Annotated in this window: 17 protein-coding genes; 3 read left to right on the forward strand and 14 right to left on the reverse strand. The window is 51.2% G+C overall.

Features of this window, described 5'->3' with window-relative positions; all coding sequences use genetic code 11:
* A partial coding sequence (locus BR04_RS08905; protein WP_496355648.1) for a PD-(D/E)XK nuclease domain-containing protein occupies nucleotides 1–440 on the forward strand: 440 nt, incomplete at its 5' end.
* 346 nt (nucleotides 441–786) lie between these two features.
* On the opposite strand, the gene BR04_RS08910 is transcribed toward BR04_RS08905, so the two are convergent.
* From BR04_RS08910 to pilM, 6 genes are all read right to left on the reverse strand, one after another.
* Entirely contained in the window at nucleotides 787–2,760 is a 1,974-nt protein-coding gene (locus tag BR04_RS08910) for an Ig-like domain-containing protein (protein ID WP_496355649.1), read from the reverse strand.
* Between the two features lie 75 nt (nucleotides 2,761–2,835).
* The gene (locus BR04_RS08915; RefSeq protein ID WP_496355650.1) at nucleotides 2,836–5,502 is read right to left on the reverse strand and encodes a type IV pilus secretin PilQ; all 2,667 of its coding nucleotides are present in this window, start codon (nucleotides 5,500–5,502) and stop codon (nucleotides 2,836–2,838) included.
* Between the two features lie 21 nt (nucleotides 5,503–5,523).
* Nucleotides 5,524–6,318 carry a pilus assembly protein PilP gene (locus BR04_RS08920; protein WP_496355651.1) on the reverse strand — a complete coding sequence of 265 codons (795 nt, stop codon included), beginning with the start codon at nucleotides 6,316–6,318 and terminating at the stop codon, nucleotides 5,524–5,526.
* A gap of 92 nt (nucleotides 6,319–6,410) precedes the next feature.
* Nucleotides 6,411–7,085: a type IV pilus inner membrane component PilO gene (locus BR04_RS08925; protein WP_496355652.1), complete on the reverse strand. Its 675-nt coding sequence runs from the start codon at nucleotides 7,083–7,085 to the stop codon at nucleotides 6,411–6,413.
* A gap of 82 nt (nucleotides 7,086–7,167) precedes the next feature.
* Complete coding sequence (locus BR04_RS08930) at nucleotides 7,168–7,719, reverse strand: PilN domain-containing protein (RefSeq protein WP_496355653.1); 552 nt, start codon at nucleotides 7,717–7,719, stop codon at nucleotides 7,168–7,170.
* A complete protein-coding gene (gene pilM / locus BR04_RS08935; protein ID WP_496355654.1) occupies nucleotides 7,716–8,771 on the reverse strand; it encodes a type IV pilus biogenesis protein PilM in 1,056 nt (351 codons plus the stop codon). The genes BR04_RS08930 and pilM overlap by 4 nt, the downstream gene beginning before the upstream one ends.
* A gap of 709 nt (nucleotides 8,772–9,480) precedes the next feature.
* Between pilM and BR04_RS08940 the strand changes: the two genes are divergently transcribed.
* Both BR04_RS08940 and BR04_RS08945 read left to right on the forward strand, forming a co-directional pair.
* On the forward strand, nucleotides 9,481–10,962 hold the full coding sequence (locus BR04_RS08940; protein WP_496355655.1) for a sensor histidine kinase: 1,482 nt from the start codon (nucleotides 9,481–9,483) through the stop codon (nucleotides 10,960–10,962).
* Between the two features lie 2 nt (nucleotides 10,963–10,964).
* Nucleotides 10,965–12,341 (forward strand): sigma-54-dependent transcriptional regulator, encoded by a 1,377-nt coding sequence (locus tag BR04_RS08945; protein WP_496355656.1) that lies wholly within the window; start codon nucleotides 10,965–10,967, stop codon nucleotides 12,339–12,341.
* 381 nt (nucleotides 12,342–12,722) lie between these two features.
* On the opposite strand, the gene BR04_RS08950 is transcribed toward BR04_RS08945, so the two are convergent.
* The 8 genes from BR04_RS08950 to BR04_RS08985 all read right to left on the reverse strand — a co-directional run bounded on the left by BR04_RS08950 (nucleotide 12,723) and on the right by BR04_RS08985 (nucleotide 20,823).
* Nucleotides 12,723–13,394, reverse strand: coding sequence for a tetratricopeptide repeat protein (locus BR04_RS08950; RefSeq protein WP_496355657.1), 672 nt, complete (start codon nucleotides 13,392–13,394; stop codon nucleotides 12,723–12,725).
* 14 nt (nucleotides 13,395–13,408) lie between these two features.
* Nucleotides 13,409–14,440 (reverse strand): adenosine kinase, encoded by a 1,032-nt coding sequence (locus BR04_RS08955; protein ID WP_496355658.1) that lies wholly within the window; start codon nucleotides 14,438–14,440, stop codon nucleotides 13,409–13,411.
* A gap of 148 nt (nucleotides 14,441–14,588) precedes the next feature.
* The gene (locus BR04_RS08960; protein WP_496355659.1) at nucleotides 14,589–15,053 is read right to left on the reverse strand and encodes an SH3 domain-containing protein; all 465 of its coding nucleotides are present in this window, start codon (nucleotides 15,051–15,053) and stop codon (nucleotides 14,589–14,591) included.
* 134 nt (nucleotides 15,054–15,187) lie between these two features.
* Entirely contained in the window at nucleotides 15,188–16,198 is a 1,011-nt protein-coding gene (locus tag BR04_RS08965; protein ID WP_496355660.1) for a FeoA domain-containing protein, read from the reverse strand.
* 113 nt (nucleotides 16,199–16,311) lie between these two features.
* A complete protein-coding gene (locus BR04_RS08970; RefSeq protein WP_496355661.1) occupies nucleotides 16,312–17,493 on the reverse strand; it encodes a hypothetical protein in 1,182 nt (393 codons plus the stop codon).
* A 39-nt stretch (nucleotides 17,494–17,532) separates the two neighbouring features.
* Nucleotides 17,533–18,510, reverse strand: coding sequence for a polyprenyl synthetase family protein (locus BR04_RS08975; protein WP_496355662.1), 978 nt, complete (start codon nucleotides 18,508–18,510; stop codon nucleotides 17,533–17,535).
* Nucleotides 18,498–19,844, reverse strand: a complete 1,347-nt coding sequence (gene rimO, locus BR04_RS08980; protein WP_496355663.1) for a 30S ribosomal protein S12 methylthiotransferase RimO — start codon at nucleotides 19,842–19,844, stop codon at nucleotides 18,498–18,500. Before rimO ends, BR04_RS08975 begins: the two co-directional genes overlap by 13 nt.
* Nucleotides 19,845–20,004: 160 nt before the next feature.
* Nucleotides 20,005–20,823, reverse strand: a complete 819-nt coding sequence (locus BR04_RS08985) for a crotonase/enoyl-CoA hydratase family protein (protein ID WP_496355664.1) — start codon at nucleotides 20,821–20,823, stop codon at nucleotides 20,005–20,007.
* Between the last annotated feature and the right edge of the window lie 75 nt (nucleotides 20,824–20,898).

The following is a 20,898-nucleotide window of genomic DNA, read 5'->3' on the forward strand; positions in this document are numbered from 1 at the left end:
ATCCGCGGGAAGCCGCAAGAATCCCCCTCTATGAGAGCATTCTTCAGGGAGATCCGGATACCCTGCACAGGCATTTTCACGCCCTGCTCGCCTCCATCCCCCACGACTGGTACAGAAAAAACGGCATTGAGGCCTGTGAAGGCCACTATGCTTCCGTCTTTTACAGTTATTTCGCCTCCATGGGGCTGGATATCACACCGGAAGACAGGACAAACAAAGGAAGCATGGACTTAAGCCTGCGAACAGAAGACAAGGTCTATATTTTTGAATTCAAAATGACGACAAAGGGAAAAGGGGCAGAAACGGCCCTGCAGCAGATCAAAGACAGGGGATACCCTGAAAAATACCGGGGGGACGGCAGAAAACTCTATCTCGTGGGCCTGGCCTTTTCCGCAGAGGAAAGAAATATTGTGGAGTTCTGCTGGGAGCTTCTGGTATGAGTCAAAAAACAAACGGATTCGTATTTTGTTTCACCTATCAATCCTATGCTCCAGCGTGGGAATGCCGTACCGGGAGCTCCTTCCGCCAATGCCACCATCTACCTCAGCACTCCTAAAAAAAATGTTGAATATTCGATCCTGACGGGGTAGGGCTTCGGTTTATACGAAGAAACCGGAAGGGGCTTCCCCCTTCCGGCTGTTTTGTCACGTATTATCACATAAAAAATTTTGCTCGTTTGATACCTGAAACCAAACAGAAAAGAACGGTAGAGAAGGTAAAAGCCTGCAGGCTTTTTGTGTGTTTCATCACCACGCCGACATGGCTATACCAAAGCATCAATAAAACTTAGTTTCTAAAAGGTGATGGGGGCATATATTTTGCGTCTTTTTCAAGAATGGGCAAAACAAAAGACAGCGCTGACATGGTTTCTGTACCATAAACTTTTGTAGATGCCGAAACCTCAACTCCAAGCCAGACAGCATACATTTTCTGATAAATATAAGAAAACTGGGCAAGGCCATGCTCATCCGTTACAACAGAAAAAGGCACTGTTCCCGCAGTCGATGCTGCTGGATCCAGCTGACCGTTTCCATGTGCAGGATTTCCCCCTGCATCCTCACCAGGATCCAGAATTCCATTTCTATTCACGTCCTCATTCGGATAAGAACCTATCGAAATCACTTTGCCATCCGGATCCAAGCCATCAATATAATATTCTTTTGGCCAGACGGAAAGATACACGGTCTGTCCCTTTACAGGGTTTCCCTTTGCATCCGTAACAAGGACAGACATGGGCATGTCATACGCCGTATCCTCATGTTCCTTGGCCAGCAGAGCTCTGGCAATAGAGACAGAGCTTGCCTCTCCACTAATGACAACCCTCTGCTCTGCCGTACTCGGTGTTCCGTTATTTTTTAATACGGAGGCCACACAACCAACACCATTGGCGGAGGAGACAAGAGATCCTGCAAAGAATGTAGCCTGTGCTTCTCCGGCACTGTTTGTATACACCACAGCAGGATCGATATACTCTCCTCCTCCTGTTGTATCTTTCAAAGAAAACCATACCGGAGCCCCGGCAACCACCCCCCCTTTATCATCCTTTACCTTTGCGTAAAGAGTGGCCGTATTTTTCAGATCGACCCCGACACTGGGGGGTATACGATCCTGACTGGCCTGAAGTTCGACCGTATGTGCCCTGTCAGCCGATGAAACCATGGCAATCCGCACGGAATGGCTGCGTTCCTTAGCCTCACCATCCTTTGTGAAAACAGTTATAGTCGCCACACCCGCATTCTGTGAATATAGTGACAGCTTGGCAGCACCATTTCCATCCGGGGCAACTGTCCTGTTGGCAAGTCCTGCTGGAGAAAGAGCCTCCCAGGTACCAAGTGAGGTATAAAAATCAACAGGATTGCCATAGGGCGTTACCACCTCAATTTCTGAAACAAGACCGTTAGCCTGAATATTTTTTGTGATATTCTCTCCCGCAGGGGATGTTATTCTTAATGATGACTGGGCCGCCACAACCTCAATATCCCGTTTTGCCTCTGCCCCCAGGGCCAGGGCATAAAGGAAACCCTTCACAGCAGAGGCCCCTCCCTTGACAGTAAATCTGACTTCACCATTGATATCCGAAAAAATACTGCCTTTCAAACTGCCGCTCTCCGTTGCCTCAGGCTGCGTGGCAAAATCCCATCCAGAAACAGAAGAAAAAAGAATTCCTTTTCCCTCAAGAACAACTTCCGTCTTATATACGGGCGCGTCACTACCATCCTTCACAGTAAGCGTCACACTCTGTTCTTCCCCGATCTGAAGGGTTGTACTGGAAAGGCTCATTTCCAGTTTGGAACCACCAATCTTGATAGGGATGGATGCCTGCTTTCCATTGGTCGTTCCCGCTGTAACCGTAACAACCTGATTGGTCTTTTCAAAAAGACCCGTAGAAAAGGTTATCGAGGCCTTCCCAGACGTGTCTGTCTGTACGCTTGAAGCACTTATCTGGCCTCCTGTTGTAGAAAAAGAGACAGGGATACTGGCTAGAGGTACTCTTTTTTCATCCAAAGCGGTCACTGATATTTCGGTACTATCGTTCCCATCCGTCTTCAAAGAAAGACTTGAGGCCCCAATTGCAAGATATGCAACCGCTGGGCTCTCTGTTTGTCCTGGGGTCTCCCCACTGCCCGGGGTTTCCGGAACTACCGGAGACTGAGTGACAGACTTACTTCCATCCGCTCCACACCCAGTCAGCAATAAACAAATAAAAATGGTCAGCAAAAATGCAGCCCACTGTTTACATTCTTTCCCCATCGTATCCATAAGATCCCCTCTTCATTTATACCAGTTCTGCGATGCAGAAAAAGTGACAGAGCAAGTCTCAACCATAATGTTTACTTATATCTTTGAATTTTCCAGCTGCACAATCCTCGGTGTCAAAAAGATCAAAAGTTCCGACTTGGTTTCCTTTTTCGTGGAACTCTGAAAAAGCCATCCCAGAAGGGGAATATTACTTAAAAAGGGAATCCGGTTATTGGATGTTGCCAGATCCGAGGTCACGACACCACCGATCACAATGGTATCCCCATCATTAACCAGAAGCTCTGTCTCCACCTTCTTGGTTCTCAGGGCAGGGCCATCCGTAGTCATGGTATGGATGTCATTTTTATCAATGCTGACCTTCAGGGAAACACGGTTGTCCGCAGTTACATGGGGAGTTACTTCCAGCTTCAAATCCACATTTTTAAAAGCCGTGACCACATCCCCATCCTTGTTACGGGTGGTATAGGGATATTCAAAACCCTGATTGATGGTAGCGGTTTTATTATCCAGGGTAACAATACGGGGGGAAGAGACAATCTTTGTTTCCCCGCGCTGTTCACTGAGGTTCAACTGGGCATTCAGAGCCAGTTGGGATCCCGCAATGCGTGCAAAATGAAGCCCGATGTTCCCGGCGCCCGTGGGAGTGTTTAAAGAAACATTATAACCATACTTACCGGAAAGAGAATCTTTCTGAACTGTTGCATAGGGACTCTGATTCAATCCGCCCGTATTCCCCTGCCAGTTCACTCCCATGTCCCGTCCGAAATCATCACTGGCTTCCACAATTCTGGCTTCAATCACCACCTGGGGTGTAATTTTATCAATACGTGCAATAATGGCTCTGGCCTTTGCTATGGCTTCCGCCGTATCCGTCAGGATCAGCTGGTTGTTGCGTGTATCCGCACTGGCCTTTCCCCTGTCCGTCAGAACATTTTGGATATGGGGCATAATTTCCCCCGTCACATTGGAATAATTGATCAGAATATATTCTGTCATCAGGGGCGCAAGATCCACTTCCCTGCGTTCATTCTCAAGCCTTGCATTCAAAACTGCCTGACGGACGCTTTCCTCCCTGCGCAGGGTGTCCAAAGTGGCAATACGGACGATATTCCCTTCTTCCATCATACCAAGACCATTCATGCGCATCACAAGATCCATGATCTGATCCCAGGGGACAGGATGCTCAAGACTCATGGTTACCTTGCCGGAAACATCCTTATCAATGGCAAAATTGCGTCCGCTGATATGCTGTAAAATTCTGAATACATTTTTAATATCGGTTTCATAGAAATCAATGGAAATAGGCGTTCCTGAAAACACCTTGCCCCTGCCCCCGGACGCTGTCATGGGCGCATCCTGAACCTCGGGGACAATCCCTTCTTCCACAGAATCTTCTGCCGTCTGATCTGGAGAAGTCAGAATCTGATCCGGTAACATCACCTGAGAAACAGAGGCACTTTCGGAAGGATCTTCTGAAATCCCCCCCACAAAAGCCCCTTCAATATCACGGGGTCCTATGCCGCTCGCCTCAAAACGAAGCTCCAGGCGATTGCCCTGATGGTTAAGGACATAAGGGACAGCCTCTCGAAGCTCCACAAGAAAAACAGCGTCTCCCTTGGTTCCCACTGCTGGCACGACCTGATCCAAAGCACTTTCAAAACCTTTGGTGATCAGTGGGCGCTGATGCCTTGCAGGCAGTTCTGTATTGGAAAGAACAAGCCGAAGGCGCTTGGTATCCTCCTGTACAATCTCATGCGCTACAGGTTGGGTCGTCTGGATAAAAAACTGAGATCGTCCCTCTGGCAAGGGCGTAAACCCCATATCTTTCACCTCAGCCACTCCCAGAGGCTTTGATGGAAGAACAGATTCCGCTTTCAGTGCAGACACACCGGCAACAAAAACTGCATACCCATCCTCCGCAGTCAGGGCTTCATAAGCGGCCATGCCTTCTTTTGTGGTATCCAGAACCACACGCACCTTGTCGGGATACGCATAATGTCGCACCGTACGTACCTGGGGGGTGCCCACTTCAAGACGCTGTTCTCCCTTGAAGGGTGAAAGCAATCCTGCAATATCCAGAACAATTCTGGGAGGATCCGAAATGGTAAAGGCATGTACATCCTGAAGGGGCGCACTGGCAAGGATCTTTATGCGAACACCGCCTTCCTCCGCCCTTGCCCTTATATCCTGAAGCTGAAGAATCCCCCCCTGTGCCTGGGGAACAGGCTGTACCCCATCCGCATCCACGGTAAGCGGTACCTCCGTGATACCGCTTTGCCTATCCATATGAGAGACCGTATCCTGATGGCTCCCTTTTCCGGAATCAATCACAATGCGAAGGGCAGTATCTCCTTCATTTTTCACCTCGTAGGGAAATTCAGCCTTTAGAATAAGGGCAAGACGCACCTCTTCTTCAGAAATATTCTCCGCAAAAAAAGAGAGGACATCTCCACCATAGGTTTCCTGCGGTAAGGCATTGGAATCAAGAACGGTATCGGGGAAATACAGACGTAAACCCGGAGGATCATTTTCCTTGATTGCCGTATAGGCAAGATGGGCATTTGCCCGCACCAGAAGACTGGTCTCCCCCTCAACGACATGCAACTCCATTTTCTCTATCCGGGTAAGGGGTTTTTCAGGCTCAGGCTTCAGAGCGACCGCATCCCCTCCGGACTTTGGAGTACAGGCCAGCAAAAAACCGGAAACGAGAATACCTGCCATCACAACTATTTTTTTTTTCACCTTCTTCACCCCCCACATAATCTATTCTCCGGTCGGCTTCTGGAGTCTCAGTTCACGTCTCTCTTCACGGATTTCCCCGGAAAGCGTCTCAACAATTTCCGTAACCACAAGACGCTCCCCCTCAATGGCCGTAACCTTACCCGAATTCAGCCCCATATAAGTCCCCACCACCACGACATAACCACGCCCACTGGATTCTTCCACCATAGCCCTTGGCCCCATGGGGGAACGAATAATCCCCACAAGCTTCAACTGGCTTAAATCCACCTTTTCAAGGGGAGTCTGGGGTACCCGTCGCTCCACCTGCCTGTCTTCTTCCCGCTTCACCTCAGGTTTTTCCTGAATCAGGGTTCGAAAAGGATCCAGGCGACCCTCAGCAATATAGACAACCGCATCCGGGATGACGGCTGTCAAAACGGCTTCTTCACCTTCTCTCGCCTGATCTGGATGCGGCATGACCTTAAGTTCTCCAGAAAGACTTTCCTCTTCCATAATCAAGGACGCCATAGCAGGATGCGCCGGAGTTCCTCCCTCTGAGAGCATGACCTCATCCACCGCTTTTTTATCCACACTTCCAGCATCGGCTTTTTCAGATTTTTTTGCCTCCGGATCTGCCACCATGGAAGGATCCGGCAATACTACAACCCGATCCGGAATTTTCTCCCCGGAAACAACCGGAGCTTCCACGGAAGTCTTCCCTTCCGTTTCAGCTACCGCAGAAAGATTCTCGGAAGAAGGACGGACCGCATCCCGAGAGTCGTCCTCTTCAGATGCAAGAATAATACGACGGACAACGGTCGGCTTTTCTTCGGGCAAAGGCGGTGGTGCCTCCTCTTTGCAGGCTGAAAAAATTAAAAAAATCAAACCGATACAAATCGTAGTCAGGTTCTTTTTTTTTCCGAAACGTATCATTTTTTCCTGCCCCCCTTCGCAGGCGGCTGTATTTCCGGTTCCACAAAACGGTAGGTCACAATCTGACACCGTGTCCGCAGCATCCCTGCCCCATCTTTACCCCGCTGTACCTGCATATCCACATTGCGCACATTGACCACTCTGTGCATGCGGGCAAGAAAATCCAAAAAGGTAACCGTCTCATGAAAGCCCCCCTGCATCTCAACGGATACGGGAATTTCCGCATAGAAATCCCTGCGTGCTTCGGCTTCTGGTTTAAAAAGCAGAAAATCCAGCCCTGCCTCCCTTCCCGATGCAGAAATACTGGCAAGAAACATGGGGATTTCCCGACTCTCCGGCAGAGCACGCATGGCTTCCTTGAAAGCCAGCTCCTTCTCCGCCTTCTTTTCCTGCAAAGGTTTCAACTGACGCAGCTCTTTCTGTGCCGCCTGAATATTTCCATCCGCCTTGCGGATATCCTCTCCAAGCTTTGCAAGAATCTGCATCTTGGGCATATAAAAAAAATAAAAAAAGCCTCCACAGAGCAGACCTATGGTCAGAACAACAGCCAGAATCCGCTGGGATCGTGTCAGTCCATTGATCTGATCCAGCAAAGGCTGCAACTGGGCGGAAACCTGTGCCACCTGTTCCCTGAAAAGCGCACTGGCCTTCTTTTTCTGATCTTTTGTCATATTTTCTGCCTTTACGTAAGGAACCCTTCCAAAAGAGTCCCTTCCTTATAATAAAAGAAGAACCCTGCCCTGAATGCCTCTCTCAGGAATCATTCCTTTTCCTCTGACATACCAGAGAAAAAGCCCGTAAAGCCACCTTTCCCTGTATCTGCTGACGGACACTTTCAAGGCTTACGGAGGAAAAATATCCGTTCTTTTCAAGATTGGTCATAAAATCTGCAACAGTCTTATCATCCAGTGCAAGACCCGACATGTTCACCTTATTGACATCTCCCTTATACGATAAGAGCCACATCCGCTGGGGAATCACATCCTCCGTAAGCGCCTCAAAAATTTCTACGGGCAGTCTCCGTCCCTTTTCAAGGGATTCCAGGACATTGAGTTTTTTTTCAAGAACTTCAAGTTCTTTACGGATTACAGCAACCTGACTGGCCTTCTTTTTTAAATCGGCAGCTTCCTTCTGCTTTTTTGCCAAGGTGTCCCGTTGTTCCTGAATCTGAACATCCATACGGTAAACGACAACACCCATAACAAGAAAAACAAGCATCAGGGAAAGAAGAAACACCGATACCTGACGCCGGATATTTTCCTTTTTCCGTGCAGCCCGGAAGGGCAAAAGATTGATACGTATCATTTATCTTCCACCCTTCTCAATGCAAGTCCGATACATACGGCGGCCTGCGGCCCTATCCTGCGGACACTCTCTTCATCCAGGCCGGATTCTTCCATCTCAAGACTCGCAAAAGGATCCAGAACCGAAACATCAGAACCCGTCTGCAAAGCCAGTGCCTCCACAAAGGAAGCAACATGGGCCCCCCCCCCCGAAAGCACAATTTTCTCCACCCGCTCGCCAGGGTATGTTGAATAGAAAAAATCCATGGCACGGCCAATCTCTGTACACCACTGTCCCACCACCTCACCAACAAGAATTTCGTAGTCACTGGTCGAGAGTTGTGTGCCTCCGCCGGAAAGCTTCAAGGCTTCCGCCTCTTCTTCACTGCACCCTGTACGTGCACGGATTTTGGAATTGATCTGCCGGGAACCCAGAGAAACATCCCGCATAAAAATAGAATCTCCCCCTTTGACAATATTGAGAGACATTTTAGATGCACCCACATGCAGCAACACCACCTCCTCTGCCAAAGAACCATGAATCATCTCATGGACATTCTGTACGGCAAAGGCATCCACGTCCACAACCACAGGCAAAAGATCCGCAAGCTCCACCACATCGACATACTGGGTTACCAGATCCTTTTTTGCGGCAACCAGCAGAATATTCAACTGGTTGCTGTTGTTTTCCGAAGTCCCCATAACCTGAAAATCCATACGGATGTCTTTAATATCAAACGGAATATACTGTTCAGCCTCCACAAGAATACTTTTCTGAAGACTTTCTTCATCCATGACGGGCATGTGGATTTTCTTCACTATGGCGGAATAGCCCCCGATGGAAAGGGCAACCTTTTCAGTTCGAACCTTATGCTGGGAAAAAAGATTCCGGATAACACTGGCCACATGATCCGGATCCCGGAGAACACCGTCTTCCACAGCCCCCACATTCAGAGGCAACACCCCAAAATGCTTAAGCATCCTGCCTTTTTTTGAGGTCACAATCTCTGCAACCTTCACCGTGGAAGAGCCAATATCCAGCCCTACAAGATGATGCTTATCACCAAAAAACATGGCTGCCTTTCTTCTGCTCTTTTCGAGGGGATCATGTTTTTACAAAAAATCGTTGGGGCAAAGAAAACAAGCCTGGGATATACAAGCTGCTTTTTCCGGAAAAAGGGCTATTTTTTATCAAGGCATCCCTATAAAAACAGCCGTTACCCCATAATAACCCATACGATGTTGGCCAATATTCCGACAAAACATGGTTCAAGTCAATATCTTTACAAGAATTTCCCCCTATCCTGTCATAAATACAAAAAAAAAATTCTAGCAGTTACCATGCCACGAAAACAATTCGAGCACGACTCTTCCCCAGCCCTTGCAGCTCAGGTCTTCTTCGGTTCCAGCCTCCATCCCTCAGACATGAGATGAGGCGTAAAATTTATCTTCACAGACATTGAACCGATCTTTCCCGAGCTCCAGTCTGGAAAGATAAAAAAAACGATAGTTCCAGCAAAATAATCATCCATAAAAACAGGTATTGTTTGCACATTTTTTTCCGCTTGAGGAAAATAAGTCCGGACAAATTATCCTGCCCCACAATCTGCCTGAATTCATTTTGAACTTTTCAGAATAATTAAAAAACGTCTTTTTTTGTTAAAAAAAGACAAAATTTGACAAGATACTACCTTCTTCCTTGAGATTCACATGCAAATCCTCTACAGAAAGCTCAGATTCTCAGCTCGGCACACCGTGCCACAACAACAGGAAATAACCTCCCATGGGCAACTTCAAACTCATCTCCAGCCCTGAAGAAAGGGCAACAAACACCGCAACAACCCGACATTCTTTCACCCTGGTAAAATATTTTACGCTGAGCAGCCTCATCCTCATGTTCATCGGTGCCCTGATCCTCTCCACCCTGCATACCCACCTTGTACGCAATATCCTTGTCCAGAAAAGCGAAGAGTATGCCAGACTTCTGGTAGAAAATCTCAATCATCAGATCTTCATGCAGTTTCTGATCCCAGTTTATTTTCAGTACGGCCAGATCCAGCTCAAGGATCCGGAACAATTTCAGCGAATGGACGCCGTTGTCCGCAACACCCTGCACAGCTTTCATCCGGATATGGTCAACATATATGATCTGGATAACATCATTTCCTACAGCTTCAATCCCGAAATTATTGGTGAAAAAAATCTGGGGGGCACAGGGTATCAAAGGGCCATGGACGGAGAATCCACCACATCCCTTGTACAGATCGGGAACGCCTGGGAGCTTCTCCTGCGCTTCCCGGAAGTGACCCGCATCACAACCTTTGCCCCCCTTCGCATGGAAGGTGCAACGGCATCCCTTTCAGGCCCCATCATCGGCGTGGTTGAAATCATACAGAATGTTTCCGATGATTATAAAAAAATTTTCCGGCTTCAAATTCTGGTACTGCTGACAAGCAGTCTTGTCATGGGCATACTTTTTCTGATCCTCCGGGCCATTGTCAAACATGGTGAGACCATAATCGCGCAAAAAAACCAGGAAGAAATACGACTACGGGAAGAGGTTAACCAGAATCGCCATCTGTCAGCCATCGGCGAAATGACGGCTTCCATTTCCCACGAAATCCGGAATCCCCTTGGAATTATAAGCAGTTCTGCCGAACTGCTGAAAAAAAAGATAAAACGGTTCGAACCGGACAACCCCATTGCCGACGTTATCATCGAGGAAGCAGGACGTATGAATGCCATCATCACCGACTTCCTCACCTATGCCCGCCCGCGCTCCATGAATCCAAGACTATGCCATGCCCTCGATATTGTAAAAAAAAATCAGATTTTCCTTTCTCCGGAACTGGAAAAGGGGCACTATGACCTCCAGATTTACTGTGCCCCGAAAGTCAAAGAGTTTACCGCAGATCCGGATATGCTGTACCAGGCGTTTTTAAATCTCATACTGAACGCCATGCAGGCCATGCCCAATGGCGGAAAAATACGCATCAGTATCCACAATGCCACAAAAGAGATTCATATCCTCTTTGAGGACAACGGGCCTGGTATCCCTGAAGAGCTGCTCAGCAAAATACGGGAGCCTTTCTTCACAACAAAAGATAAAGGAACGGGCCTGGGACTGGGGCTTGTGGAAAAAATTCTTTCTGCACACAGTGGAAAAATGGAAATCACCAACAGGCAGGAAGGAGGCCTCAGGGTCAAAGTCATCCTGCCCGCCACAGCAACGGTATCCCTGAGGCCGGAAAGATTGGATCTGTAGCCATGGAAACCATACTCATTGTGGATGATGAAAAAAACTATCCCAGAATCCTCAGTGCAATACTTCAGGACGAGGGCTATGAAACCCTCTGCTGCCACTCCGGTGAAGACGCGCTACAGATTCTGGGACAATCCGATGTGGATCTGGTACTGACAGACATGCGGATGCCCGGCATGGATGGTATCTCCCTCCTTGCCGCAATCAAAACCAGAATACCGGATCTGCCTGTCATCATGATGACCGCCCATGGCAGTGTGGAAAAGGCTGTGGAGGCCATGCAGCAGGGTGCCTACACCTATATCCTCAAGCCCTTTGAAAATGAAAACCTGGTGCAGCATGTGGCCAAAGCCCTGGATCTCTACAGGGTGGTACGCGAAAACCGCAGGCTACAGGCCATGATCACCGAACGCTTTTCCTTTTCCTGTCTTATTGGCAAGAGCACGGCCATGCAGGAAATTTATGAGAACATCCGAAAAGTGGCCCCCTCCTCAGCCTCGGTACTCATTGAGGGAGAATCGGGAACAGGCAAGGAGCTTGTGGCAAGGGCACTGCATTTCAACAGTCCGAGGAAAGACCAGGCCTTTATTGCCGTCAACTGTGCAGCCCTCTCGGAAAATCTCCTGGAATCCGAACTTTTTGGCCATGAAAAGGGGGCTTTTACCGGTGCCATTGCCACCCGAAAAGGCCGCTTTGAAATGGCAGATGGCGGTACGCTGTTTCTGGATGAAGTCGGAGAAATCAGCCCTGCCATGCAGGTGAAACTTCTCCGCGTCCTCCAGGAAAAAACCATAGAACGGGTTGGCGGAACACGGAGTATCCCTGTGGACTTCCGGCTGATGGCCGCCACCAACAAAACCCTCAGGAAAGAAGTACCCGCAGGCAGATTCCGGGAAGACCTCTATTACAGACTGAATGTCATCCATCTTAAAATCCCTCCCCTGCGGGAAAGAGACAATGACATCCTCCTCCTTGCCCAGCATTTTCTACAAAAGTATGCCGGACAACGTCCTGAAGGAGAAAATCTGACCGGTATCAGTACCTCCTGCCGCAGAGCCCTTCTGGAATACACCTGGCCTGGCAATGTACGCCAACTGGAAAATGTCATGGAAAGGGCCGCACTTCTGGCACCTGGCCCCCTGATCGGGAAGGAAGATCTTCCGGGAGAACTGCGGAATATCGGTGAGAGTCAGGCCATTTCCATACAGCTTCCCGATACTTCTCTGGGAGAAGCCCTGGCCCATGCGGAAAGAATCCTCATCGAACGGGCACTGAAGGTCTGCGATGATGTACAGGCCCATGCCGCAGCCCGACTGGGTATCACCAAAAGTGGCCTGCATCAGAAAATCAGAAAATATGGCATTGCCATTGGACGCCGATAAGCCGGATCCAAAAGAGAGCGGTTTCCATGAAGGGCAGCGCCCAAAAGTTCATAAAAATAAACTTTATAAAAAGCCATTAAATTAAATCCTTACACAAAAACATCCCGCTTAGGAAATCCAAACGGGTTCATTTTTATGAACCCATCTCCAGACAAATCCTCCATACTTCCTTGTTTTCTGCCTGAATCCCCGCATCAAAAAAAGAATAAATGCTTGTTTTAAAAACATAAAAAAGCAATAAATCCAAACCCGGAAAGGTCTGGCATCTTTATTGCTTTAACAAAATACTAACAAACAGCGTGTTTTCTCCCAAGGAAAAGCGAACCGACTGACCCCGGTTCGCTTTCTTATTGCCCGCAGAATCTGCAAGTAAAAACCCGCCTATAGAAGGCCCGTATCTTTGTAGGGAGAATCGGGGTACTGCTCCAGAAGACGATCAAGGGCCACCCGTGCCGCATCCTGCCTTCCCAACTCAAATTCCAGGCGAGCAATATGAAACAGAGCAGATTCTTCCAGAAATCCCTTATGGCTTGAAGCCTTCCTGAAGTCCGTCAGAGCGGCTTCCCTGTTCCCCAGAGCCATATGCACATAAGCCCTTTCCCAGACGATAATGTCCCCCCAGGAGTTGTCACTTCCCAGTGTGGCAAGGGCCGTATCATAGGCCGCAAGAGCCGAAGACAAATCGCCCTCCTTAAGAAGAAGCCGGGCCTCATACAGACGGGCCATGCGCCCTCCCAGGGTTCCCGGTTGTGATGCGGCAAGATCCCGAACCTCCCCAAGAAATACGGAAAGGGCATCCTGTGTCCCCGCTTCCGAAGCCTGCTGGGCAAGACCAAGCCGGGCAAAAGCCTCCCGCTCTCCCGCCGCTTTCCAGTTGATATACGAAACGCCTCCTGACACGGCAAGAACCAGAGCCAGCCCTGTAAAAATCACCTCCCTGGCATGAAGATAACAAAAATCCCAGGCCCGTGTGAAAAGACGGGACATGGGATCATCCTGCACCAGGTCAAAGGGAATCTCCGGTGTATCGCCTTTGGATTTTTTCTCTTCCATATCCGATGCTCTCCTCAAGAAAGATTCAGAACCACCCCGCCATCCGGGGATAAAAAACGGGACCGGATCCGCTTCCAGCCTTCTTCTGCAATCTGTGCACCGATCACACAACAGACTTCATACCCGCAGGCCGAAGCCAGGGCACCGCAGGCCTGCAGATCAGCCCCTTCCACCAGGCCATACAAAAAGCCCGCAGCCCACAGATCACCGGCTCCCGTTGTATCCACAACGTCCTTTCCCGCGTACGCGGGAATCACAAACGTTTCATTGCCAAGCCGGACACGGCTGCCTTCTGACCCGAGCTTCAGCACCACCAGTTCTGCGTCGGCAGCCATGGCGTCCAGGGCTTTTTCCGGTTCCGAAAATCCCGTATAGGCCAAGGCTTCATCCTCATTGGCAATGAGAATATCCACAAAGGTCTTCACCCGCTCATGAAGAAGTGCCCCTGCGGCTTCAACCACCGTAAAACTTGCAAGATCCATGGCGATAACAGCCCCGGCACTACGGGCCTTTTCCAGCACAGCCAGCGCCAGATCCGGATTAAAAAAAAGATAGCCTTCCATGAAAACCAGGCTGACTCCCCGAAAAAGCTCCTCGGGAAGGTTCTCCGGAAGCAGTTCCGAAGAAGCTCCCAGAAACGTAAACATGGATCTCTGGGCATCGGGAGTAATGAGGGAAAGAACCCTGCCAGAGGATGTCACGGATGTGGAAAGAAAGGGTACCACACCTGAAGCCTGCAACGCCGACTCAAAGGATGTTCCCGTAGCATCCATCCCCCTTTTCCCCACAAAAAAAGCATGTCCCCCCAGACGGGCCAGTCCCTGCATGGTGTTGCAGGCAGCACCTCCGGGGACAATTTCCGGAATCTGGGGAATGCGGGACAGACAGGCATCCAGAAATGCCGAATCCACAAGGGTCATCCCCCCCTTTACCTCACTGATGCTGCGCAGCACCGCATCTGAAGTCTGTACAAGAATATCCGTAAGGGCCGATCCCACACCCACAATGCCCTTCCCTCTGGCCTGAATACGGCCTCTCACATCCATACGATCCCCTTCTTCCCATACGCCATGCTGAACAAGACGCCGACATACCGACATAAGACCCGACAAAAAACCGTTTCGCATTTCTGGTCATACCTGCGAAAACGCACCGTTCCGACAAAAAAACAGCTCCGGAAAACCTGCCCTGAAATCACCACACAAGGCTGCTATGGAGCCAGCCCTCATCTCCATCTGCATGCCGGACACGTATCCAGGCATCCTGCCTGCCCAGCACCCGAAACGGCACGCCCTTTTCCGAAGTAAAAACAACGGAGTGCTGGGTTCCCGGCCCGGAGCGAACATTGGCTTTGGGATTTTTCACAACCACGGAAGGGGTACGGCCCATCAGTTTTTCAGAAACCCAGCCTTCGTAGCCCTCAAAATCCCGAAAGCGTACCCAGCCGTTTTTCTTCTCCAGCACTTCCACAGGATAATTGGCCTCAGCCTGCCAGAGTACGGAATGCTCTGTTCCCGGGCCGGAGCGGATATTCACCATGGCTCCTTCCACCGTCATCCGCTCTGCGGCAAAAGCCATGGAAAACAAGCCGAAGAAACAAACGATAAGCCCTACAAACCGCCATCCTGTTCCTTTGTGCCTTTCCGTTTCCTGGGTCAAGATTGCCTCCTTTATGCCTTTTTCCGTTAAAAAAATATCTGTACGCCATGATTTTCGTCAGGGTAAAGGAATCACCAGAAAAATCAAGGCAAGGGGAAGAAATCCCCCAAAAAACAGCCCCACAGCCAAAAGGGCTATACAACCGTTGAGGTCTCTCCCCATTCTTTTTCCATCAGGATATGACGCGCCTCACTGACCCGAAGAGAAACGGGAATCCCCCGCACATCCACCTCCATGGGATTGCGCAGGGGAAGGTATTTTTCCACACGCACAGGAGTGCCCGGAACCAGCCCCATCTCCAGCATACGCCGCTGCACCATACTGCACCCGCCGACCCTGACAATCCGTCCCTGCTCCCCTTCCTTCATACTGGAAAGAAATACCTGACGGGCGTCTGCGGTCTCTTCCGGGAACCTGTGAGGGCAGTTTTCCCGTGTTATCAGGCCGGGAACCGGACAGCTCGTATCAGGCCTTGTCCTGCGTACAAGAATTTTCTCCGTAATACCTGTCCCCAGAGAATAGCGGCGTCCTTCCACAGCCACCACCACATGCCCCCGGCCCTGGCTGCTGATCACCTCGATGGGGTCTCCCACCCGGAGTCCCATGCTGAGAAGCCGCATACGGCAGGTACTGCCTCCAAGAAAGGCATCAATAAAAAGCCTTTCCCCTATTCTGGCCTGGGCCAGAGTCATGCCCCCATCCCTCTCCAGGTTACAGCTTTCGCAAAGCCCATAAAGCTCCATGCGATGCTGCAGCAGGATAAAACCATGGCGAGTTGCAATACGCTCCTGCAGGGCCTCAAGATCCGCATCTTCAAATTCAAGAATCTTTCCACAGCGGTTACAGATCAGGTGGTCATGGTGCTGCCCGATATGATGGTGCTCAAAGCGTAAGGGTTCACCTTCCAGATGCAGCTTGCGGACAAACCCGAAACGATGCATGAGATCCAGGGTTTCGGACACAAACAGGGGATCAAGATCCGGACGCAGGGCACGGACTTTCCGGTGCAACTCATCGAAGGTGGGATGCGTTTCCGTATCCAGAAAGGTATCCATGACAAAAAGACGCCCCTCAATCTGATCAATCCCTTCCTGAAGAAACAGCTTTTCAAGCTGTCGTTTTTCCTGATCATGGATATGCTTCATGACACCCTGTTCTCCGGCGGAGAGTAAGAAAGACAAAAAACATGATAATTCAGATTTTTATGGTAAATCCGATATTTTTTTTTACAGAAGCCCATCCTTGCTGACGGGCAGGCCTAAGGCGCGGCATGCAGTGTAACCCGCAGGCTGTTTTCTTCTACTTCAGAAATCTGAATCCCCAGACGGTCATATTTTTTCCCAAGAAGAGCTGCGGCAAGGGCAGCGGCACTCCCCTGATAACGAACCCGGATTTCCATCCCCCTGGCCGTGATCTCCCGCCTTTCGATGGAGACAACCCCTTCCGTCTCCGCAAGAATTTTGCGGAAAGAAACGAAACGGGAAAGATAATTGTCCCCCCGGATTTCCATACGAATCTCGGAAACCGCCGTCTTCAGGGCGGCTCTGTGCAACCAGGCCGTTTGCAGCTCTGTGGCCATACGGCTCCCAACCCTTGTTCCTGCCTGATAAAGGGCTTCCCTTTCCCCTGCAGCGGCAGAGGCATTGAGAACCACCTGAGAATCCTCCACCTCAGCCAGAATATCACCTGTCTCCGTATCCAGGGCAACCAGAAAAAGGCCCCCCCTGAAAGCTTCCAGCCCTTCCCCCATACGGCCTTCAGACACCGCCTCTGCCCGGCCCACAAGCACAACCGGTGCCCCGAAAAGGGCGGCAATACGCCGGGCTTCACGGTTGTCCAGCACGGCGGAAGGGCTGCTCCCATCCGCAAAAAGGGAACGGTCATCGGGTATCAGGACGTTGAATCCCGCATTCCCCATCGCCGTCACCAGAGCCTCCATGGAACGCCCCCCTGTCCTGGAAATTCGGGCATCCGGATCCCACCATCTGCGTGGCTCCGCATCTTCCAGCCCCTGTTCCGAAACCATGAACAGGATTCCCGGCAGGCGGGAAAAGCCCAGCCCCATATCCTCCATGCGCCGGGTCAGACCTCCCGCATCCACGGAAACCCTTGCCACAAGACGATAGCTCTCCCCTTCCTGAACCGTACCCAGAATACGAAAATCCCGGACATAGGTGCCGGGATCCTCCAGCAGAAGGGGAGTCAGGCGGCTCAGTCCCTCCTGCATCCGGTCTTCCGGAAGGTTTTCCAGAATAAAACGCTCCACAGCCTGGCGCAGGGCTTTCTGCTCCGCCTGATTTCTGAGATCCACAGCCCCCTGGCTTTGGGTACTGACCGTAACCATCACGAGAAAGGATCCGGTCACCTGTTCCTGAGCCGAAGCCCCCAAAAACCCAAGAAGAAGCAGTATCAGAATACATTCCCAATATTTTTTCACCATATTCCGCTCCGCTAAATTGAAAGTGATTACCACCTTCTCTCAGTTCCTGCGCAGGAGAGCATACTCCGCCAGCAGAATCAGGGTCTCCCTTTCCGCACTCTGGGGCAGACTCTCCAGCGCACGTTTTGCCGCATCCACATGGGCGCGGGCCCGTCTGTGGGTCCAGTCCAGGCCTCCTGAGGCCATCACCCCCGCCTTCACGCGGATAAAATCCTCTGCGGAAAACTCCGTTCCCGCAATCCTGCGCAAAAAGGCGGAGAACTCCGAATCCGCCGTTTCCAGGGTACGGATAAGGGGCAGGGTGGCCTTGCCTTCCCGCAGATCCGCACCGGGTCTTTTCCCCAGGGTCTGCTCATCTTCCGTATAATCCAGAAGATCATCCGCCATCTGAAAAGCCATGCCCAGTTCCCGGCCGTAGCAGGCCGCAGCAGCCACCTTTTCGTCATCCGCCCCGGCAAGCAAGGCTCCGGTCTTACAGGCACCTTCAATAAGAACAGCGGTCTTGCGGGCGATCACCCGGTCATACCGGGCTTCGGAAAGATCCAGATCTCCCTTGTTGCGAAGCTGCTCAATCTCCCCCTGAGCCATCTCTTCCGTAATGCGGGCAATGGTGGCAATGATCTCGGGGTTTCGGGTTCTGGCCGCAAGGTTCAGGGACCGGGCCAGAAGAAAATCCCCGGTCAGCACCGCCTCCGCAGCCCCGAAAACCGTATGCACTGCAGCCCTCCCCCTGCGGCGCAGGGCCTCATCCACCACATCATCGTGGATCAGGGTAGCGGCATGCAGAAACTCAAAAATACCCGCTACATCCAGAACAAAAGCCTCCCGTCCGCCAAGGCTCCGGTACACCAGTACACAGAGAAGGGGACGCAGCCGTTTTCCTCCGGAAAAAAGAATATGGCCTGCAATCTCCCGCACCAGGGGCAATTCCGGTGTCAGGTTTGCCTCAAGCCGCCCTTCGATAGCCTCCAGATCCTCCGATACAGCCGCTACAATCTTTGATTTCAGGTCTCCCATGGATCCACCACATTTCCCGCAAGGTCATAGTCAAAGGCATCGGTAATCAGGACATCCACCATATCCGCCTCCGCAAGCGACTCCCCGTCCACATAGGTAATGCCATCCACCTCCGGGGCCTGAAAGGGTGTACGGCCCTCGGCCATGTCCCCTTCCACCAGGGCCTCAATCAGAACAGGATAACGCTGCCCCAGCCGCTGCTGGTTTTTTTCCCAGGAGATCCCCGCCTGTACTTCCATAATGGCATCCCTGCGGGCAGCAGCCACCTCCGGTGCGATATGCCCCGGGAGGTGATGGGAAGGCAGGTCGTCCATATCGGAATAGGTAAAAACGCCCAGGTGATCAAAACGGATTTCTTTGACAAAATCAAGAAGGCTTAAAAAATCCGTCTCCGTTTCACCGGGGAAACCCGTAATCAGGGTGGTGCGCAGCGCAACGCCGGGAACCTTCTCCCGGATGCGGGCAAAAAGTGCTGTCAGAAACGCCCGGGTATAGGGCCGCCCCATGCGGCGCAGTACCGTATCCGAGGCATGCTGTACGGGAAGATCCAGATAGGGACAGATATTTTTTCTCTGCGCCATGAGATCCAGCAGACTGTCACTGAGACTTTCGGGATGGCCATAGAGAAGCCGCACCCAGATTCTTTCTCCCACCGCATCACACACCGCAGCCACAAGATCCGTGAGGGTATGGTCTGTCTTCAGATCCCGCCCCCAATCCGTTGTCTCCTGGGCCACCAGCACCAGCTCACGGATACCATGGGCCACCAGCACCTTGGCTTCCTCCACGATATCTTTCAGGGATCGGCTGCGCTGCACCCCGCGCAGGTGGGGAATAATGCAGTAGGTACAGTGTCTGGAACAGCCTTCTGCGATCTTGATATAGGCAAAATGGCTCTGGCTCACAAGCCTTGGCATAAAAGCGTTATGCAGAGGGGCGCTTTCCGGGGCAGGACAGCAGACACGGTTTTCCGCGTTCAGAAGAACTTCCTTTTTCTCCAGAAAATCGATGATGGAAAAATATGCAGCGGTTCCTGCGAAAAAATCCACCTCCGGAAGGGCGCTTTCAATATCTTCCTGAAAGCGTTCCGGAAGACAGCCCGCCACAATGAACGTCTGGCAGCTTCCTTTTTTACGGTATGGTACCAGATCTAAAATGGCATCAATGGAGCCGTCAATGGCGTCCTGGATAAAACCGCAGGTATTGACAATGATCGCCTCTGCATCCTCAGCCTCACGTGTCTTCACAAAGCCCGCCTGCAAAAGATGGCCGGTGAGAATCTCACTGTCCACCTGATTCCGGGCACACCCCAAGGTTTCGATATAAAATTTCATGGGCAGGAAAACCCGACCTTTCTTCCATAGAATAAAAAAAAAGACATGGCCTCAAACGAAAAAGCCCGTCCGGATCCAGCCCATTCCTTACACAAAAAAAACTGCGGTGCATACCCCGAAACCAGGGGCAACACCGCAGCCTTCACCTGCTGAAAAAGGTCTATTTTCCCGTAAACTTCGGTGCCCTGCGCTCTGCAAAGGCCGTAAACGCCTCCATCAGGTCATCGGAAGGCACAATATTGGCACTGATGGTCGCCACATAATCCAGGCCATCCCCCACGGTTCGGCCCCGGCCAAAATTCAGGACATCTTTAGAGGCCTGCACCGCCAGAGGCGAATTGCCTGCTATTTCCAGGGCCATGGCTTCAGCTGCGGCCATGAGGCTTTCCTGATCCGGATAGACCTCATTGACCAGCCGTACGGCCAGGGCTCTGCGGGCATCAATGGTTTTTGCTGTAAAGGCCAGCTCACGGGCAACCCCTTCTCCCACAATGCGGGGAACCCGCTGCAAGGAGCCCACATCCGCCACAAATCCCACGGCAGCTTCCTTCAGGCAGAAGGTGGCATCCTCGGTGCACAGCCGGATGTCGCAGGCACTGATCATGTCAAGCCCCGCACCGATGCAGAACCCATGCACCGCAGCAATCACGGGCTTGCGGCAGCGGTCAATGCAGGTCATGGTTTCCTGAAGCATCTTGATCTTGGGAATAAAACGCCACTTCACCCCGCCCTTCTGCTCTTCCATCAGCTCCGGCATGGCTCCCACCATCCCCATAAGATCAATGCCGGCACAGAAAGCCGGTCCCCTGGCCGCCACCACGATCACCCGGACTTCCGGATCCGCATCCAGCTCCGCATAAATGGCCGGTGCCTCTTCCCAGGCGGGAAGGTGCATGGCGTTCTTCTTTTCCGGACGATTCAGGTAAACCCAGGCCACAGGGCCTTTCTTTTCAACAAGATAATAGCTGCTCTCCGCCATCCCGTCTCCTTTGGATTCTTTTCATGTCGGTTGTCTTCACGTAAAAGGTGCAGCCCAGGGCCGCACAGATTCATG

It is taken from the genome of Desulfobotulus sapovorans DSM 2055, from assembly GCF_059569355.1.

Excerpts from the sequence above, each read along its gene's own strand:
- BR04_RS08910 (WP_496355649.1), bottom strand. The coding sequence starts at position 2,760 with ATGGATACGATGGGGAAAGAATGTAAACAGTGGGCTGCATTTTTGCTG.
- BR04_RS08925 (WP_496355652.1), bottom strand. The coding sequence starts at position 7,085 with ATGACAAAAGATCAGAAAAAGAAGGCCAGTGCGCTTTTCAGGGAACAG.
- BR04_RS08930 (WP_496355653.1), bottom strand. The coding sequence starts at position 7,719 with ATGATACGTATCAATCTTTTGCCCTTCCGGGCTGCACGGAAAAAGGAA.
- pilM (WP_496355654.1), bottom strand. The coding sequence starts at position 8,771 with ATGTTTTTTGGTGATAAGCATCATCTTGTAGGGCTGGATATTGGCTCT.
- BR04_RS08940 (WP_496355655.1), top strand. The coding sequence starts at position 9,481 with ATGGGCAACTTCAAACTCATCTCCAGCCCTGAAGAAAGGGCAACAAAC.
- BR04_RS08945 (WP_496355656.1), top strand. The coding sequence starts at position 10,965 with ATGGAAACCATACTCATTGTGGATGATGAAAAAAACTATCCCAGAATC.
- BR04_RS08950 (WP_496355657.1), bottom strand. The coding sequence starts at position 13,394 with ATGGAAGAGAAAAAATCCAAAGGCGATACACCGGAGATTCCCTTTGAC.
- BR04_RS08955 (WP_496355658.1), bottom strand. The coding sequence starts at position 14,440 with ATGGATGTGAGAGGCCGTATTCAGGCCAGAGGGAAGGGCATTGTGGGT.
- BR04_RS08965 (WP_496355660.1), bottom strand. The coding sequence starts at position 16,198 with ATGAAGCATATCCATGATCAGGAAAAACGACAGCTTGAAAAGCTGTTT.
- BR04_RS08970 (WP_496355661.1), bottom strand. The coding sequence starts at position 17,493 with ATGGTGAAAAAATATTGGGAATGTATTCTGATACTGCTTCTTCTTGGG.
- BR04_RS08975 (WP_496355662.1), bottom strand. The coding sequence starts at position 18,510 with ATGGGAGACCTGAAATCAAAGATTGTAGCGGCTGTATCGGAGGATCTG.
- rimO (WP_496355663.1), bottom strand. The coding sequence starts at position 19,844 with ATGAAATTTTATATCGAAACCTTGGGGTGTGCCCGGAATCAGGTGGAC.
- BR04_RS08985 (WP_496355664.1), bottom strand. The coding sequence starts at position 20,823 with ATGGCGGAGAGCAGCTATTATCTTGTTGAAAAGAAAGGCCCTGTGGCC.